The organism is Labilibaculum manganireducens (assembly GCF_963665805.2).
Taxonomy (GTDB): Bacteria; Bacteroidota; Bacteroidia; order Bacteroidales; family Marinifilaceae; genus Labilibaculum; species Labilibaculum manganireducens.
Genome location: NZ_CAXXEE010000003.1, coordinates 5,109,704 through 5,128,366, shown reverse-complemented (window position 1 = coordinate 5,128,366; position 18,663 = coordinate 5,109,704). Strand labels below are relative to the sequence as shown.

The window sequence follows — 18,663 nt, the reverse complement described above, 5'->3', positions numbered from 1 at the left end:
AAAACGATATGTACATTGAAGTTTGTAAATCGAAAATTCACAAAGCGTCAGTAACTGGTGCTGATCTTCAGTATGTTGGAAGTGTAACCATTGATGAAGACTTAATGGATGCAGCCAATCTAATTGAAAATGAGAAAGTTCAAATTGTTAACGTAAACAACGGAGAACGATTGGAAACCTATGTTATTCGTGGTGAAAGAGGCTCCGGAACCATTTGTTTGAATGGCCCTGCCGCCAGAAAATGTGCTGTTGGTGATATTGTTATCATCATCTCTTATGCATCTATGGAATTTGAGGAAGCAAAATTATGGGAACCTAGTTTGGTTTTTCCTGATACTGCTACCAACAAATTGATTTAAATTACAGTATTTAATAAGTACAGGGCTGTTCTAACCGATCAGCCCTTTTTTTATGGCCTTGCCACTCTAAAACGATTCAAATATTAAAATTTACTTACAGAATAGAGATTGAACAATTTGATCACGATTCTTGATACTTTGTTTCCGATACTCTATACTTGTAAATTATTAGCTTTAAATAAAGTCAGCCCAATGAATAAACTTGATATTGTAAAAAATAAAATCATATCTGATAAAAAAAACGCCTTTAACCTTCTTCAAACCTGGAGATTCAAGGAAAATAAAATTGTTTTCACCAATGGCTGTTTTGATCTGGTTCACCGCGGACATCTAGACTATTTAGCTTCAGCAGCCTCTATGGGCAATAAACTAATTATTGGTTTAAATACTGATGCCTCCGTTCAAAAACTAAAAGGTCCTGACCGACCAATTATTGATGAATATTCAAGAGCTTTTCTATTGGCATCATTAGGCTTTGTAGACATGGTAATTTACTTTGACGAACAAACACCCTACGAACTAATTAATTTTGTTCAGCCTGACATCTTGGTTAAAGGAAGCGATTACAATGCTGAAGACATTGTTGGATACGACATTGTAAAAGCCAAAGGAGGAGAAATTAAAACACTTGATTTCATTGAAGGATTCTCTTCAACCGGAATCATTAATAAAATAAAGGAAAAAGGATAGAGATTAAAAAGAAGCAAACCAGACTTTTTAAATAATTATAAATCTCAAGAATTCTAAACAATTCATCATTGTTAATTAATAATTACTAATTGATTACGCATGGCCACCAAAGCAAAAACAAAAAGCGCCTGGTTTTGTCAGAGTTGTGGAGTAGAATCTACAAAATGGGTAGGAAAATGTCCCTCTTGCGGAGAATGGAATTCCTTCGTTGAGGAAGTTGTTGTAAAATCAACAGCATCAACAATAGCAGGAATCAATGGACAGAGCAAAAAAAACAAACCTCAAAAAATATCTGAAATATCTTCGTCGGAAGCATCACGATTCGACACCAAAAACGGAGAATTAAATAGAGTTCTTGGGGGAGGCCTTGTTCCCGGATCGTTAATATTAATTGGTGGGGAGCCGGGAATTGGCAAATCAACACTTGCTCTTCAAATTGCCCTGAATTTAAAAAGCTATACAACCTTATATGTGTCGGGGGAAGAGAGTGCCCAACAAATAAAACTGCGTGGCAACCGCATAAATTCCGATAACGAAAACTGTCTGATTGTTAGCGAAACATCCATGGAGAATATCTTTTCTCATGTAAAAAATACCACTCCGGATATTATAGTTATTGATTCCATTCAAACCCTTGTGACAGAATCAATAGAAGCAGGACCTGGCAGTGTATCACAAATCAGAGAATGCACATCTCAACTATTAAGATTTGCTAAGGAATCGTCAACGCCTGTAATTTTAATTGGCCACATCACAAAAGATGGAAATTTAGCCGGCCCTAAAATTTTGGAACACATGGTGGATACAGTACTTCAGTTTGAGGGAGATCAAAACCACATGTATCGAATATTGCGGTCAACAAAAAATCGGTTTGGATCCACCTCCGAGATGGGAATTTATGAGATGCAGCACAACGGACTCCGGGAAGTATCGAACCCATCAGAGCTTCTTCTTTCACATGAAGATGAAAGCCTAAGCGGTGTAACTATTTCTGCATCGATAGAAGGAATGCGTCCTTTTTTAATAGAAATACAAGCTTTGGTCAGTTCTGCAGCTTACGGAACCCCTCAACGGTCATCAACCGGTTTCGACCTTCGTCGTTTAAACATGCTTTTAGCCGTTTTGGAAAAGCGAGCCGGATTCAAACTTTCAACCAAGGATGTATTCTTAAATATTGCAGGAGGAATTAAAGTAAACGATCCTGCTATCGATTTGGCAGTAATTCTTGCTGTACTATCATCGAGTACAGATATTTCTATTCCTAAGGAAGTCTGTTTTTCGGGGGAAATAGGTTTATCCGGAGAAATTAGACCTGTTAGTAGAATAGATCAACGAATTAGTGAGGCTGAGAAGTTGGGATTCAAACAAATTTTCATTCCAAAACACAATTCCAAAGGTCTTGACACCTCAAAATTTAAAATAAAAATTCATTTGGTAAGCAAGGTTGGAGAAGTATTCCAAACCCTTTTCAGATAAAAAATAAGGTCGAAACTTGCGTTTCGACCTTTAACAGTTACTATGAATTTTGTTGATTCGAGTATGGCAGTTCGAATCGAATAGCGTCGGAATAAGAAAGAAATAAACTGAATCTTTCCGCTTTTTTCCACCGAAAGCTAAAATCCATGATCTCAGGCAGGTCTTCTGGCTTATTCCAATTTTAAACACCTTCCCATTCCTTCAGGAACAGTGGTTTTATTGCTTAAAATACTGATTCGAAAAAACGAACCGGAATCTACAGCTGCGGGGACAGCTCCTGCTTAAACAGGATTCCCTATTATTTCCTTTCGGAAACCTGAATCTCAATACAATTTTAAAGAAAAAATATTGATCTTCCAACTAAAAATTTACTGAAAATCTAAAAGAAATCTTCATTCTCCGACTCTATCAATTCTTTGTTATTCGATTCATTAGATTCATCATCGCAATCCAGATTTATACTTACACCCCTTGGTTTTTCAAAATCCCCCTGAGTAATACCCAAACTTTTATCCGCATAAACCTTCTGCATATAAAGAGCCCAAATTGGCAATGCCATATTCGCTCCCTGTCCCAGCGAAATTCCCTCAAAATGAACTGAACGATCTTCGGCACCAACCCATACACCGGAAACTAATTCAGGAGTAATTCCCATGAACCACCCATCCGAATGATTCTGTGTCGTTCCGGTTTTACCCCCGATAGGATTAATCAAACCATATTTATATCTCAATCTGACTCCGGTTCCCCTCTGAACAACACCTTGCAATAAATTTGTCATTAAATAGGCTGTTCGCTCATCCATTACTTCATGTTTTCGAGGAACCGATTGAGCAAGTACATTTCCTTTATGATCTTCTATTTTAGTGATGAAACTTGGTTTAATGTAAACCCCTTTATTTACAAACGTTGAGTACGCTCCAACCATTTCATATACAGTAATTTCTGAGGTTCCTAAAAAGATAGATGGAACTGGATCAATTTCACTGATAACACCCATTTCATGAGCCATTTTAACAACCGATTCCGGTGTGGTTTGTTTCAAAACCCAGGCAGATATATAGTTCACCGAATTAGCCAACCCCCACTTTAAAGTCACCATTTCACCGTTCCTGGCATCTGTGGAATTTTTTGATGTCCAAGGTGTTCCATCCGGCAAAATAAAAGTCTGAGGGATATTGGGAACCCTATCGCAAGGCCCCAGGCCTTCCTGCATGGCAAGAGTGTATAAAAATGGCTTTATAGTTGATCCCACCTGCCGTTTACCCACATTAACCATATCGTACATGAAATGTTCATAATTTGGTCCTCCAACATAAGCACGCACTTCTCCGGTTTGAGGTTCCATCGACATAAATCCAGCTCGTAAAAATCCCTTCATATAAAGCATGGAATCATTTGGACTCATAATGGTATCTCTTTCTCCTTTCCATGTGAAAATTCTCATTTTCACAGGATTCTTAAATACCAACCGAATGGAATCCAAACTCATGCCATTTTTCTTTAAAACGCGATATCTTTCACTTCTTCTCATTGAAGTTTCGATATTTTGATCTACATCCTCCTTAGATAAATCATCAGAAAAAGGCGGGTATTTGTGATTTTCTTTCTCCCGGTTAAATGCTTTTTGCAAATCCGATCCTAGATGCTCAACCACAGCCTCTTCCGCATATCGCTGCATTCTGGAATCAAGGGTTGTATATATTTTCAATCCATCCTTATATATATTGTATGGAGTTCCATCTGCTTTTACATTTTTATTGCACCATCCATAAAAAGGATTGGTTTCCCACTCTATCGAATCTTTCACAAATTGTTGATCAGCATAAGATGGATACCTGTCTCTTGACGGCTCGTTTGCTGTTAAAGAAGTACGCAGATACTCTCTAAAATAGGGAGCCATTCCTCTTTTGTGATCCACCTTCTGAAAATCGATTCCTAAAGGAAGGTTTTTCAATGAATCAAATTCCATTTTCGATAAGTAATCATACCTTACCATTTGAGATAAAACAACATTACGTCGGTTCAATGTCAATTCAGGTCGTCGCAACGGATTAAAATATGATGGGTTTTTTGCCATACCTACAAGCATAGCAGCTTGCTCAATCTTAAGAGAATCAGGTGTTGTATTAAAATATACGTTTGCAGCCGACTTAACACCTACTGCCAGGTTTAAGAAATCAAATTTATTAAAGTACATGGTCATGATCTCCTCTTTGGTATAGCTTCGCTCCAGCTTTACCGCAATCACCCATTCACGAAATTTCCTGAAAACAATCTCCATTTTCTTCTCGAAACTCTCTCGCGGAAATAACATTTTAGCCAATTGCTGAGAAATTGTACTCCCTCCTCCAGCGCTTCTGTCACCAGTAATCAATCCCTTTGCTACCCGACCTAAACCACGTACATCAATTCCCGAATGGTCATTAAATCTCACATCTTCCGTAGCAATTAATGCATCCACCAAAAATGGAGACAATTCGGAATATTCAACAAAAGATCGATTTTCAAAATAGAATTTACCAATTAAATTTCCATCTACTGTATACACTTCTGTTGCCAAACTGTTTTTAGGATTTTCCAATTCTTCAAACGAAGGCATAAAGCCAAATGTCCCATTTGAAACACCGGCAAAAAAAAGTACTGCAATTAATATACATATCGAAAAAACTGACCAAAAAATAATCAATGGCTTTTTAAACATTTGTATTTTCGAAATTGGTTCGTTGTCCGAGTTAAACTCAGTGTTTCTTTCTGACATTTTAAATCAATTAATTTAATTTGTGCTGTAAAAATAGCAAATATTATTCGAACAATTATTGGAGGTACACCTTCTATTGATTTAGAATTATTTTAGATAAATGAAAAAGGTAATTTCAAAATAATCATCATTAAATTTTGAAGTTAGCTTCCTTATTGTTTTACTTTGCAAAAATTTTAACCTAAACTTTCCAAAGTAAAGATACAAGTATGGTAGAGAATTTAGTAATAGTCGAGTCCCCTGCAAAAGCAAAAACCATCGAAAAGTTTTTAGGCAAAAACTTTGTTGTGAAGTCTAGCTTTGGGCACATTAGAGACTTAGAAAAGAAAGATTTTGGAATTGACATCAAGAATAATTTCACCCCCAATTATATTGTTTCCACAGATAAAAAAAAGGTAGTTGCTGAATTAAAGAAATTAGCAAAAGAAGCTTCTACGGTTTGGATCGCATCTGATGAGGATCGCGAGGGAGAAGCAATTGCATGGCACTTATACGAAGTATTAAAGCTGAAAAAAGAAAATACAAAACGTATCGTTTTCCATGAAATTACAAAAGAAGCAATTTTAAATGCTATTGAAAATCCACGTGATATTGATGTGAATTTGGTAAATGCACAGCAAGCCAGACGAATTCTTGACAGATTGGTTGGCTTTGAAGTTTCTCCTGTTTTATGGAAAAAAGTTAAACCACAATTATCGGCCGGACGGGTACAATCGGTTGCTGTACGTTTAATTGTTGAAAGAGAAAGGGAAATTATTGACTTTACCTCTGAATCTTATTTTAAAGTTATTGCTCTTCTTACTGTAACCGATAAGAATGGCGATGAAAAAACACTGAAAGCAGAACTTCCTAAAAGATTTTCAACAAAAGAGGAAACTCTTAAATTCTTAAATAGCTGCAAAAATGCGGAGTACCGGGTTAATGATATCGAGAAAAAACCATCTACCCGTAAACCCGCAGCACCATTTACAACTTCTACCCTTCAACAAGAGGCAAGCAGAAAACTCGGATTTTCAGTAGCACAAACAATGACTGTTGCTCAGCGCCTTTATGAAGCTGGAAATATTACCTACATGAGAACTGACTCGGTAAATCTTGCGGAAACTGCACTTACAGCAGCCAAGGAAGAAATCACCAGACGTCATGGTTCCGAATACGTTCAAATCAGGAGGTATAAAACAAAAAACAAAGGAGCGCAGGAAGCTCACGAGGCAATTCGTCCTACTTATTTAAATAAGGACGAAATTTCAGGCGAATCTAATGAAATTCGTTTGTACAATTTAATCTGGAAGCGAACCATTGCGTCTCAGATGGCTGATGCAAAGCTTGAAAAAACGAATATTAAGATTGGCATCTCAACAAACAATAAGGAGTTGGTAGCATCTGGCGAAATGATCAAATTCGATGGATTCTTTAGAGTGTATATGGAATCTTCGGATGATGAAAATCAGAAAGAAGAAGAAACACTTCTGCCTACAGTTGCAGTTGGCGATTTACTTCGCGAAGAAATAATGAATGCCACTCAGAATTTCACCTATCGTCCTGCAAGATATACCGAAGCCAGCTTAGTGAAGAAATTAGAAGAACTTGGAATTGGCCGGCCATCAACTTACGCCCCAACAATTACCACAGTTCAAAATCGTGGATACGTTGTAAAAGAATCCAGAGACGGAATAGAAAGAAGCTATGAAATAATAACGCTCTCAAATAATAATATTTCCGAAGAAACCAAGACTCAAATAACCGGAGCTGAAAACAAAAAGCTTTTTCCTGCGGATATAGGAATGGTAGTTACTGACTTTTTAAATAAGCACTTTACAACAATCATGAATTACAATTTCACAGCAGATGTGGAAAAAGAATTCGATGACATAGCTGTTGGGAAACTTGTGTGGTACGAAATGATTGGAAAATTCTACAATCCATTTCATGCTAACGTAGAAAAAACTTTGGAAGAATCCGAAAGAGAAACTGGAGAAAGAATTCTTGGTAACGATCCGGCTACCGGCAAAGTAATATTGGTACGTATTGGAAGATATGGTCCAATGGCACAACTAGGAGAAAGCTCTGATGATGAAAACGCTGAAGCTCCAAAATTTGCAAGCCTTCGTACCGGTCAGCACCTGGAAACAATCACACTTGAGGAAGCTATCGATTTATTTAAGCTTCCCAGAGACCTTGGCCTTTACGAAGACAAAAAAGTAGTCGTTGCAATTGGTCGGTTTGGTCCATACGTTCGCCACGATGGAAAATTTGCTTCTTTAAAGAAAGATGTGGATGATCCGATGGAAATTGATTTGGAAAGAGCAATCGTTCTTATAGAAGAAAAAAAGGAGAAAGACAGATTGAAACACATCAAATCCTTTGATGAAGATGCAGATTTGCAAATTCTTAACGGTCGTTGGGGACCTTATATTTCTTACCAAAAGGAAAACTATCGTCTGGCTAAAGATTTAGAGGATCCAAAGACACTAAGTTATGAGGATTGCTTAAAAATTATTAAATCGGCACCTAAGAAGAAAACAACAAAAAAAGCACCGCCCAAAAAGAAAGCTGCGGCAACAAAGAAAACTGTTGCTGCGAAAAAGGCAAAAAAATAAAAAAAAATAAAAAAAAAGTTAAGGGTTGTCTTTCTATACAGACAGCCCTTTTTTATTGCCTTACAATTAAATTCAAACAATCTATAATCTTATCTTATTGTTAATTTCACATTAAAATTTACAAAAATTCTTAACAAAACAATAAAACCCTCGTAAATAAGACTTACAATAAAATACGGGAAACTCTAATCTACACAAGTAGACTACCATCCTGTTATTTAATTTAATGTTATAATTAAAAAAATTAAGTTTTAAATAGAACCGTAAAAATTATTGATTAATGCACCTGAACCTCTGATAAAACTTGTAAGGCACATTTATTTTTATTTACTTTACCCCTCACAGTTTTTGACCGTTACTGAACCATAATGTATTACATGAAAAAATTTATTTTCTTCATATTATTGTCTTGCAACACCTTATTAATAAAGGCTCAGCAAGATCCGCAGTTCAGTCAAAACATGTTCAATATTCTTTCTGTAAACCCTGCATTTGCTGGCGCAGACAAGGATATATTTGTGTCGGCAATTAATCGTCAACAATGGGTTGGTTTCGAAAATGCTCCTGTTACCACTGTGTTTAATATAAGCACACCAGTTACATTTATGGGAACAGATCATGGAATTGGATTAACTATACTAAGCGATAAATTAGGTTTCGAAAAGAATACCGGCATACGTTTTAGTTATGCATATCAAAGAAAAACAGGTGAAGGTTCTTTAAATATTGGATTCAGTTTCGGTTTTCAAAACAATTCCCTTAAAGGAGAATGGTTTGTTCCCGACGGAGATGGTTTTTCTACACCCGATGATGATTTGGGCTCTTCAAGTGTAGATGACAGTAAAATGGTTTTTGATTTAGGACTAGGAATATATTATAAAACAGACAACTTTTATGTAGGAACTTCCGTAAGTCATCTGAACAAACCAAATATTGGATATAATGAAAATATTGAAACCTATCTTGCGCGTCATTATTATGCAATGGCAGGATATAAATACGAATTAAATGAATCGTGGGAAATTTTACCTTCGGTTTTTTACAAAACTGATGCCGTAGTGTCTCAATTTGATTTAAATACGAACATCAGGTACAATAAAAAGATTTGGGGAGGCGTTTCATATAGGGTTGATGACGCCATTGTTGGAATGTTAGGAGTTTTGTTTAATAATGGCATTCAAATTGGATATGCATACGACATTTCAACCTCAAAAATTGCAAGAGGATCGCATGAGTTTTTATTAGCTTATCGATTCAGTACAAAATTGGAAAAACGAAATCAAAAATATAAGAGCATTCGATTTTTGTAATATTAATTAGAAAAACTATACAATCAGTATAATTTATAAAACCACTATGAATAAACTACTTACAACACTTTGTGTAATTGTTTTATTGTTCTTAACCAGTTGTGGCAAAAACACTGGGAACGGAGAACTTACCGGTGCGGGTCAGAGAGGTAAATGGTTTGAACCTAAACCATATGGTATGGTATTGATTCCACGCGGAAGCTTTACTGTTGGTCCAAATGATCAGGATGTAGCTTGGGCACTTAATGCTACGGCTAAAACCGTATCTGTTGAATCTTATTGGATGGATGAAACCGAGATTACAAACAATGAGTATCGTCAGTTTGTATATTGGGTCAGAGATTCTATTGCACGCGAATTATTAGGACAACAATTCGAAGAGTTCTTAATTGCTGAAGATGACAATGGCAATCCAATAGATCCTCCTTTTATTAATTGGGACGAAAGATTGGAATGGGATAATGAAGAATATACTGAAATTCTGGAAGACATGTATCTGCCTGTTAACGAAAGATTTTTCAGAAATAAAGAAATTGATTCCCGTAAACTAAAGTATCAGTACGAGTGGGTTGATCTTCAGCAAGCCGCAAAAAAGTCGAACCGTTACAATTATGAAACAGGAGAATATGAAGGAATGGTTGATGATTACAAAGGAGGCCGTAAAAAAATTGAAGACCGTTCTTCTTTTATCATGAAAGAAGCCCTTAATATTTACCCGGACACATTATGCTGGATTCAGGATTTTACCTACTCATATAACGAACCTTGGACAAAACAATATTTTTGGCATCCTGGTTATGATGATTATCCTGTAGTTGGAGTTTCATGGAAACAAGCATCTGCATTTTCTATCTGGAGAACCCGTTTTCACAATTCTGCATTAAAAGCAGAAGGTGATTATCCTGTTCAGGATTATCGCTTACCTACAGAATCGGAATGGGAATATGCTGCCAGAGGAGGCATTGCATTAAATATGTATCCATGGGGTGGACCCTATACAAGAAACGACCAAGGATGTTTTCTTGCCAATTTTAAACCTCTGCGCGGAAACTACGTAGACGATGGAGGTCTTGTAACCCTGCCTGTTGGCAGCTACGAGCCAAATGAATTCGGATTATATGATATGGCAGGTAATGTTGCAGAATGGACTTCTGGAGCTTACGATGAGTCGGCCTATTCATTTACTCATGATATGAATCCAAATTATGAATACAATGCATTACCCGATGATCCACCAGCTTTAAAAAGAAAAGTTACCAGAGGAGGATCATGGAAAGATATAGGATACTATTTGCAGTGTGCAACCAGAACATACGAGTATCAGGATACTGCAAAATCTTATATCGGATTCCGTTGTGTCAGAACTCATTTAGGTAAATAATATTACCCGTAGACTATTTATTTTAGACCTTTTCAAACTTAACTGATCATGAATATTACCGAACTTGTTCAATCTCCTAGATGGAAAAAATTTATGGGCTATGTATATGGCTGGGGTGCTTCCGTAGTTTTAATTGGAGCACTATTCAAAATACAACATTACCCATATGCAGGAGAACTTCTTACCGTTGGTATGACTGTAGAGGCCATTATCTTTTTCTTCTCAGCTTTTGAACCACCACACGAGCAACCAGACTGGAGTTTAGTATATCCGGAATTAATTGGATTGGAACCAAGAGAAGGTGGTGCCGGAGGCGGTGTTCAGGTTGAAGGACTGGAACAATTACAATCATTCCTGGAAAAAATGAGTGCTCATCCGGACAAAATATCGAATTTAAGTCAAGGGCTTGCAAAATTAACCAACGTTGCAGAAAACCTTTCAAACCTATCTGAAGCAGCTATTGCAACCAATGGTTACATTGAAAGTATACAGAAAGCGTCAAGTTCTGTTGGTGAATTTTCTAATAGATACGCTGAATCAACCGAAGAATTATCCAATTCAGCTCAAAAACTAAGTAATTCATATCAGGAAACAGCTAATACAATTAGTAATTCAGGCGAAGGTTTTGCAAAAAATGTTAATGAGTCAGGCAATAAATTAGTAGAGTCTTATCAAGAAACTGCAAATACAATTTCTTTATCAGGTGAAAATTTTGCTAAAAATATAAACGAGTCAGGAAATCAGTTGTTAGAGTCCTATCAAAATTTGGACAAATCTTTACAAAGCGGATTTGATAAAATCTCTGAAAACAGTAATACGTTTAATGGTTCCATGTCAGCCTTGAATAACAACCTGTCATCACTGAACGCGATTTACGAGTTGCAGTTAAAACAAAGTGACGAGCAAATAACTAATTCAAAAACTGTACATCAGGATTTAGGTAAAGTTCTTGAAACTCTTACGGTAACTCTACAAAATGCACAAGCTTACAAAAAAGAAACTGAACAGTTAAACGAAAATCTTGCCGCGCTTAACACCATATACGGTAATATGCTGAGTGCCATGGATGTAAGAAAAAAAAATTAATTTAACTGTCAAGCTGAGCTGAAATGGGAGCAACGAATTGTAAAGAAACGCCACGGCAAAAAATGATTGGGATGATGTATTTATTCCTGACAGCAATGTTAGCGATAAATGTATCAAACGAAGTCCTTAATGCTTTCACGATTATTGATAATGGTTTGGCTAAAACCATTCAAACCTTCGAAGAAAAAAATGAAAATAAATATAAGGATTTCCTAATTGCCTTGGAAGCAAACCCGGCTAAAGTTCAGGAAGCCTGGGATAATGCTAACAAGATAAAATCCGAATCAAATAAATTATCAAATTTAATCGATTCTCTGAAACATAGAATCGTTAAAACTGCAGATGGTCCTGAATACGATATGAATAACATCGAGAGTAGAGACAATTTGGATGTACCTCCTGAAATTATGATTATTGGAGGACAGGGTAAAGTTTTAAGAGAAGCTATTGAATCTTATCGTGATTTGGTATTAAGTCACGTTGCAGGAAAAGATTCTACTCTGCGTAAAGCAATTATGAAAACTCTGAATACGGAAAAACCAAAAAAGATGACAAAAGGTGATCCTAATTATTCTTGGGAGTCTCTACAATTTTCACATACACCATTAATTGGAGCAGTCACACTTCTTTCTAAAATTCAGACAGATATCCGCAGTACTGAATCGGATATTGTGAGTTATTTATTCAATCAAATTGAAGCAGAATCCTTTAAATTCAATAAATTAAGAGCAGAAGTATTTTCACCCTCAAATTACATTTTAAAAGGTGACACCTACGAGGCTCAGGTTTTTCTTGCGGCTATTGACACGACACAAAATCCTAAAATAGTTATTGACCGGGAGGGTGCCATTAAGACCTTCAAAGATGGCCGGGGGGTTTATACAGCAAAAGCAGATAAAGTTGGCGAGGTAACATGGGGAGGTGTTATCACGTACACCAGTCCGTCTGGAATTGATAAAAAATATGACTTTAAATCAAGCTATATTGTAGCAGAACCAAATGTAGTGGTGTCGGCTACTAAAATGAATGTATTCTATGTTGGTGTTGACAATCCTGTAAGCATATCGGCTCCTGGTTTTGCATCGGACAGAGTACGCGCGACAATGACAAATGGCAGCTTAATTAAAAAAGGTGATGCATATATTGCACAACCAAAAATTGCTTTTAAGAATGCTAAGGTACAAGTCGAAGCTCAATTTGAGGATGGCTGGAGGCCGTTACGTACTGTTGATTTTAGAGTGAAACCAATTCCTGATCCTATTGCTAAAGTTGCAGGTTTAGGTGGTGGTAAAATTAAAAAGAATTTACTGTTGGTACAAACAGGTGTTGATGCAGTGATGGATAATTTTGACTTTGATTTAAAGTTTAAAATTACCGGTTTTACGGTTTCTACAATTGTTAAAGGCTTTACTGTTGATCAGGAATCCAGATCGGATGTATTTACAAAGGAACAGATTGATATGTTTAGAAATTTAAAAAGAAGTCAGAAACTATATATTGAAGATATTAGGGCAGTTGGTCCGGATGGTGTAACCAGAGACTTACCTACAATTTCATTTAGAATTGAGTAATAAAATTTATATATGATGAAGAAAAGCTTATTACTAGTAATTGGTCTTGTATTGATTTGTGCCTCGTATTCCAGTGCACAGACAAATGCAACAAGTGTTTATTCAAAAAATCATATCAAAAACAGAAAACCTATCCCTTACTCAAATATACGTGAGTCAGATGTGATGTGGTCGAAGTTAGTTTGGAGATTCGTGGATTTACGGGAAAAAATGAACCTTCCTATGTATTATCCAACAACACCGGAAGATGACCGCTACAGTTTAATCGATCTATTGATGTATGGAATTGAAAATGAAGGCTTAACTGCTTACGAGACAAACGATGATGAATTTAAGGTTCCTATGACGATTGATCAGATTCGTTCGAAGTTTGATGCTCAAAATGATACGATTATGCAACGCAATAGATTGACAGGAGAACTTGAACAAAAAATTCTTCCCGGTGAAATGCATACGGATGATGTAAAAAGATATATGGTGAAAGAGCAGTGGTTCTTTGACAAACAAACATCGACTTTACAGGTTCGGATCATTGGAATTTGTCCAATTCGTGAATATATAAAAGATGGCGATTCAGAATTAGATGGTATTCAACAGAAAAAACTGTTTTGGATCTATTTCCCTGAAGCCCGGCCTTTGCTTGCTTCTCACGAAGTATTTAATCCAAATAACGACGCTGCTCGTTATTCTTTCGATGATTTGTTCTTAAAAAGACATTTTTCGAGTTTTATTTCACAAATCTCCAATGTTCACAACAATCGTCAGATTAGTGAATACACTGTTGGTTTAAACTCAATGCTTGAAGCAGAGCGAATTAAGAATGAGATTTTCACATTTGAACATGATCTTTGGGAATTCTAAAAAAATATACTGATATAAAAAAAGGACCTCACAGGTCCTTTTTTATTATACAAATTTTTTCCCTTTTGTTATTTTCACATCATTAACAATTTTCCTTATCTCCTGCTCATCTCTTCTACGACATATGAGCAGAGAATTATCAGTCTCAACAACAATGTAATCCTTTAAGCCCTGAACAACAACCAATTTGTTATTTGGTACATTTATCAGACAATTTTTTGATTCGTAAAGCATCACATTTTCGCCCTGAATTGCATTCAGATTATTATCCTTAGCAGTATGCTCATAAAGTGAGCCCCAAGTTCCTAAGTCAGACCAACCAAATTCAGAGCAATACACAAATACACTTTCTGACTTTTCCAGAATTCCGTAATCAATAGAAATATTCTCGCATTTTGGATAAATCTGATCAATAAAACTTTGTTCTTCTCCAGTGTCAAGTTTATCCAATATGGCCTCAAACAGATTTTTTATATCCGGTAAAAACTTATCGAATGCATCCTGTATTGTCGAAAGTTTCCAAACAAATATCCCTGAATTCCAAAAGAATTCGCCCGATTCCTGAAATATTTTTGCCAATTCGAGGTGTGGTTTTTCTGTAAATGTTTTTACAGGATACACATCAGAATAATTCTCAACTGCTTTATTTGAAACCTGAATATAACCATAACCGGTTTCCGGTCTTGAGGGAGTAATACCCAATGTCAATAATTTATTTCCCTCTTGTACAAATTGAATTCCTTCCGACAAAACTCCTAAAAACTTAGTCTCATTTAATATTAAATGATCTGCAGGCGTTACAATAATTGATGCATTCGGATTTCGCTTCTGTATTTTATAATTGGCGTAAGCAATACAAGGTGCAGTATTTCTTCTTATTGGCTCCAACAAAACCTGATTCTCATTAATATTTGGGAGTTGCTGAAGCACAAGACTCTTGTAATTTGCATTGGTTACCACGAAAAAATTCTCGGTCGGGCATATAGATGCAAAACGCTCATAAGTCAACTGAATTAGTGTCTTACCTGTACCAAGAATATCAAGAAATTGTTTGGGTTTATTATTTTTACTTAAAGGCCAAAAACGTGAGCCTACGCCCCCAGCCATAATTACGCAATAATTATTTTTATCCATTGGAAATTATTTATCTGAATCCCTACCAAATTAAATCGGAATTCAAGAGTAGTAAAATTATACCCTAAAATACTGAAAAGCCTTATTAAATCAAAAAAGAATAGAAATTTCAATAGATACACTTATCCTGGAAGATGGTAAACAAATAATTTGTAATTTTATCGTAAAGCAAAATAACTATGAACTTGTTTGAAAACGTAGGAAAATTCTCAAGATTTCTTGTATTGGTATTTTCAAAACCAGAAAAAGGCAAGACTTTATTTTCACAAATAATCCGCGAAATTGATAAACTCGGAATCAATTCTATTGGAATTGTAGTGATAATATCTCTTTTTATGGGAGCTGTTATCACCCTGCAAACAGCATACAATATGCTGAACCCTTTACTTCCGGATTATTTGGTTGGTTATACTACAAGAGAATCGATGCTTCTTGAATTCTCATCGACAATAGTTGGTTTAATATTGGCTGGAAAAGTCGGTTCAAACATAGCTTCTGAAATTGGCTCGATGCGGGTTACTGAACAAATTGATGCTTTGGAAATCATGGGAATCAATTCTGCCAATCATTTGGTTTTACCAAAAATTATAGCAGCAATTTTTATTAATCCATTTCTATACATTCTTAGTGTGTTTGTAGGAATAACAGGAGGTTTACTTGCTGGTTATTTAACTGGTACAGTTAACTTAGCCGACTATATTGATGGCATACAATATGCTTTTATTCCTTATTACATTACCTACTCCTTAATAAAAACAGCAGTTTTTGCCTTCATAATAACAGCAATACCATCCTTCTATGGATATTACGTAAAAGGAGGTGCACTGGAAGTAGGTAGAGCGAGCACAAAAGCTGTTGTAAACAGTAGTATTCTTATTCTTCTTGCTAATGTGATTCTCACACAAATCCTTTTAAAATGATCACTGTAAGTAATGTAAATAAATCCTTTGCCGACTTAAAAGTGTTGAACGATATCTCAATCAATTTTGAGGCTGGTAAAACCAATCTTATTATAGGACAAAGCGGATCCGGTAAAACTGTTCTGCTTAAATCTATCATCGGACTTCACGAGGTTGATTCTGGTAGTATTTTCTACAACAACAGAGATTTTACATCCATGAATCTGAAGGGAAGAAAAGAGATTCGAAAGGAAATGGGCATGGTATTTCAGGGCGGTGCTTTATTTGATTCCATGAGTGTTGAAGAAAATGTACTCTTTCCTTTGGATATGTTTTCGGATATGAGTGAAAAAGAAAAAAAAGATCGTGCAAACTTCTGCTTAAACCGTGTTAACATACAAAATTCAAATCACCTGTTTCCTGCCGAGATTAGTGGTGGTATGCAGAAACGTGTTGCCATTGCAAGAGCAATTGCTTTGAATCCAAAATATCTTTTTTGCGATGAACCCAATTCTGGTTTAGATCCTGTAACCGCAATTTTGATTGATAATCTGATTCTGGAAATAACAAAAGAGTATAATATGACTACCATTATTAATACTCATGATATGAATTCGGTAATGGAAATTGGAGAGAAAATTATTTTTATAAGCAAGGGAAACAAAGTTTGGGAAGGTTCCAAAGATGAAATATTTGATACCGACAATAAGGATTTAAATGATTTTGTTTTTGCTTCGGAATTGTATAAAAAGATTAAAAAAATAAGCTAGTAGAAATCACACTCGTACATTCTATTCGATTTATTATCTTTGCTTTCAGATCAACAAGAAACAATTCATGAATAAAATACTACTTTTCTTTATTTGCTGTGCATTCACCTTTTTGATATCCTGCAAAGAAAATAATAAAAATACTCCTCAGTTAAATGAAGATCAATTCACTAAGATGCTTATTGATATTCATATTATTGATGGAACTTTAGAATCCCAGAATATTTATCGCTCCGGCGATAATTATCGCCCCAGCTACTATTACAATTCTATTTTTCGGAAATACAATATCACCCGTGATCAATTTGATTCCTGCGTATCCTATTATTCTAACAATACGAAAAGATTTACTCAAATTTACGATGTGATTATTGATTCGCTTAACCGACTTGAAACTCAATATCGTATTGAGGTTAAAAACAAAAAACTGGAACAAGACACTGTAAATCTTTGGACAAAAAAACAGGATTGGAGAGTTCCTGAAAAAGATAAAAACCAAGTTGACTTTGCGATTCCAATCAAAGAGAAAGGAATTTACACCATTAAAGCTTCCATTAAAATATTTAAGGATGATCAAACTGATCAGCCTAAATTGGAGGCTTATTTTTGGAAACAGGACAGTTTAGGCGAAGAACATAAAGTAAGCTTTATGCCACGCCCAATTGCTAAAGAAATGAAATTCAACACTTATGAATTAAGTTTGTCCTATCCGGATTCGAGCTACACAGAACTGCGCGGCAACTTATTTGCCGGAGAAAATGATCTTGTTGAGTTTACTCAGCATTTCGAAATTAAGGACATCATAATTTTCAATCCGCAGATTAGACCTGATTCCCTGCAGGTGATTAAGGAATTAGAGCAAGATGTGGAACAGAACCTTAGGCGTGTGCGATGAGAAAAATAGCCGCGAACTACATTTTTCCAGTTACAGCTACTCCTCTAAAAAATGGAATTATTGTACTTGATGAGAAAAATTATATTGTCGATATAATTGATACAAAGGGACAATTTAAAGAAATTCAAAATCTGGAATTCTACAGTGGGGTAATTATTCCCGGATTTATTGATGTATTTACCCTACTCAGTATTTCTTCTTTTTCAAAAAATGATTTTGAAAAATGTTTGCAGGATGATTTTGGTTCAGCACTTAAAAAGAGACTGCTCCAAAAAGAAACTACTCCTTCTACAGTACAAAAAGGGATTAATCAATTAGAAGCTTATGGAACTGTTGCCGCAGCAGACTATTTTACTGTAAATGATCATGCTGAGCAAAAACGAAAATCTAAATTGTATTTTTCTGATAGTAACGCAGTAGAATCAAACTGTTCGTTACAAATCCCAATATCAAACAAGCAACTAAATCCAACCCAATCCGTTCTATTGAATCAAATGATCTTAGAAAAATTGAATGGGTTTATACCTGCTGCAAGTGAAATGAGCCGATACTGCATTGGCACAGGATCACTAGGAACGCATTCGAAACTATCTGTTTTTGAGGAATTAAAAGCTTTTCAGAAAATTCTGCCGGCACTTACGTTTTGGGAATTGATTAAATGGGGAACCATAAACGGAGCAAAACATTTACAGATTGAAAATAAATTTGGAAGTCTTGAAATTGGTAAAAAACCTGGCTTGAATTTGCTCACAAATCTTGATTATTCCAATCAGAAATTTAACACGGTAAGCGAACTGAAAGTCCTTGTTTAATCAAGGCGAATTAAATCCTCGATTTAAACTCTCTGTTTTAATAGATCAACTCAGGAAT

General features: G+C 35.6%; 15 protein-coding genes and 1 riboswitch. Of the genes, 13 read left to right on the top strand and 2 right to left on the bottom strand.

Translation table 11 applies throughout. From position 1 onward, the window contains the following. Window positions 1-8 precede the first annotated feature (8 nt). From panD to radA, 3 genes are all read left to right on the top strand, one after another. The gene (panD, locus tag ACHZAX_RS20395; RefSeq protein WP_101310495.1) at window positions 9-359 is read left to right on the top strand and encodes an aspartate 1-decarboxylase; all 351 of its coding nucleotides are present in this window, start codon (window positions 9-11) and stop codon (window positions 357-359) included. A gap of 192 nt (window positions 360-551) precedes the next feature. Beyond that, a complete protein-coding gene (rfaE2, locus tag ACHZAX_RS20390; protein WP_101310494.1) occupies window positions 552-1,049 on the top strand; it encodes a D-glycero-beta-D-manno-heptose 1-phosphate adenylyltransferase in 498 nt (165 codons plus the stop codon). Between the two features lie 99 nt (window positions 1,050-1,148). Beyond that, window positions 1,149-2,525, top strand: a complete 1,377-nt coding sequence (radA, locus tag ACHZAX_RS20385; RefSeq protein ID WP_320020351.1) for a DNA repair protein RadA — start codon at window positions 1,149-1,151, stop codon at window positions 2,523-2,525. A gap of 138 nt (window positions 2,526-2,663) precedes the next feature. After that, a riboswitch (cobalamin riboswitch) is annotated at window positions 2,664-2,860 on the bottom strand. A gap of 44 nt (window positions 2,861-2,904) precedes the next feature. On the opposite strand, the gene ACHZAX_RS20380 is transcribed toward radA, so the two are convergent. Continuing rightward, a complete protein-coding gene (locus tag ACHZAX_RS20380) occupies window positions 2,905-5,286 on the bottom strand; it encodes a penicillin-binding protein 1A (protein ID WP_245870377.1) in 2,382 nt (793 codons plus the stop codon). A 209-nt stretch (window positions 5,287-5,495) separates the two neighbouring features. On the opposite strand from ACHZAX_RS20380, the gene topA reads away from it, so the two are divergent. The 6 genes from topA to porN all read left to right on the top strand — a co-directional run bounded on the left by topA (window position 5,496) and on the right by porN (window position 14,095). Further along, complete coding sequence (gene topA / locus ACHZAX_RS20375; protein ID WP_320020350.1) at window positions 5,496-7,886, top strand: type I DNA topoisomerase; 2,391 nt, start codon at window positions 5,496-5,498, stop codon at window positions 7,884-7,886. A gap of 377 nt (window positions 7,887-8,263) precedes the next feature. Next, window positions 8,264-9,196 (top strand): PorP/SprF family type IX secretion system membrane protein, encoded by a 933-nt coding sequence (locus ACHZAX_RS20370; protein WP_320020349.1) that lies wholly within the window; start codon window positions 8,264-8,266, stop codon window positions 9,194-9,196. 46 nt (window positions 9,197-9,242) lie between these two features. Further along, a complete protein-coding gene (porK, locus tag ACHZAX_RS20365; RefSeq protein ID WP_101310490.1) occupies window positions 9,243-10,577 on the top strand; it encodes a T9SS ring complex lipoprotein PorK/GldK in 1,335 nt (444 codons plus the stop codon). Between the two features lie 48 nt (window positions 10,578-10,625). Continuing rightward, window positions 10,626-11,663 (top strand): type IX secretion system motor protein PorL/GldL, encoded by a 1,038-nt coding sequence (gene porL, locus ACHZAX_RS20360; RefSeq protein WP_320020348.1) that lies wholly within the window; start codon window positions 10,626-10,628, stop codon window positions 11,661-11,663. Between the two features lie 23 nt (window positions 11,664-11,686). Further along, a complete protein-coding gene (gene porM, locus ACHZAX_RS20355; RefSeq protein ID WP_101310488.1) occupies window positions 11,687-13,234 on the top strand; it encodes a type IX secretion system motor protein PorM/GldM in 1,548 nt (515 codons plus the stop codon). Window positions 13,235-13,249: 15 nt separating this feature from the next. After that, window positions 13,250-14,095 (top strand): type IX secretion system ring subunit PorN/GldN, encoded by an 846-nt coding sequence (gene porN / locus ACHZAX_RS20350; protein WP_101310530.1) that lies wholly within the window; start codon window positions 13,250-13,252, stop codon window positions 14,093-14,095. A 45-nt stretch (window positions 14,096-14,140) separates the two neighbouring features. On the opposite strand, the gene ACHZAX_RS20345 is transcribed toward porN, so the two are convergent. Beyond that, window positions 14,141-15,229: a mannose-1-phosphate guanylyltransferase gene (locus tag ACHZAX_RS20345; RefSeq protein ID WP_320020347.1), complete on the bottom strand. Its 1,089-nt coding sequence runs from the start codon at window positions 15,227-15,229 to the stop codon at window positions 14,141-14,143. A gap of 179 nt (window positions 15,230-15,408) precedes the next feature. On the opposite strand from ACHZAX_RS20345, the gene ACHZAX_RS20340 reads away from it, so the two are divergent. The 4 genes from ACHZAX_RS20340 to ACHZAX_RS20325 all read left to right on the top strand — a co-directional run bounded on the left by ACHZAX_RS20340 (window position 15,409) and on the right by ACHZAX_RS20325 (window position 18,605). Next, window positions 15,409-16,149, top strand: a complete 741-nt coding sequence (locus ACHZAX_RS20340; RefSeq protein ID WP_101310486.1) for an MlaE family ABC transporter permease — start codon at window positions 15,409-15,411, stop codon at window positions 16,147-16,149. Continuing rightward, window positions 16,146-16,898, top strand: coding sequence for an ABC transporter ATP-binding protein (locus tag ACHZAX_RS20335; protein WP_101310485.1), 753 nt, complete (start codon window positions 16,146-16,148; stop codon window positions 16,896-16,898). Before ACHZAX_RS20340 ends, ACHZAX_RS20335 begins: the two co-directional genes overlap by 4 nt. Before the next feature lie 67 nt (window positions 16,899-16,965). Further along, window positions 16,966-17,793 carry a DUF4296 domain-containing protein gene (locus ACHZAX_RS20330; protein ID WP_320020346.1) on the top strand — a complete coding sequence of 276 codons (828 nt, stop codon included), beginning with the start codon at window positions 16,966-16,968 and terminating at the stop codon, window positions 17,791-17,793. Continuing rightward, complete coding sequence (locus ACHZAX_RS20325) at window positions 17,790-18,605, top strand: amidohydrolase family protein (protein WP_320020345.1); 816 nt, start codon at window positions 17,790-17,792, stop codon at window positions 18,603-18,605. The genes ACHZAX_RS20330 and ACHZAX_RS20325 overlap by 4 nt, the downstream gene beginning before the upstream one ends. Window positions 18,606-18,663: the final 58 nt, after the last annotated feature.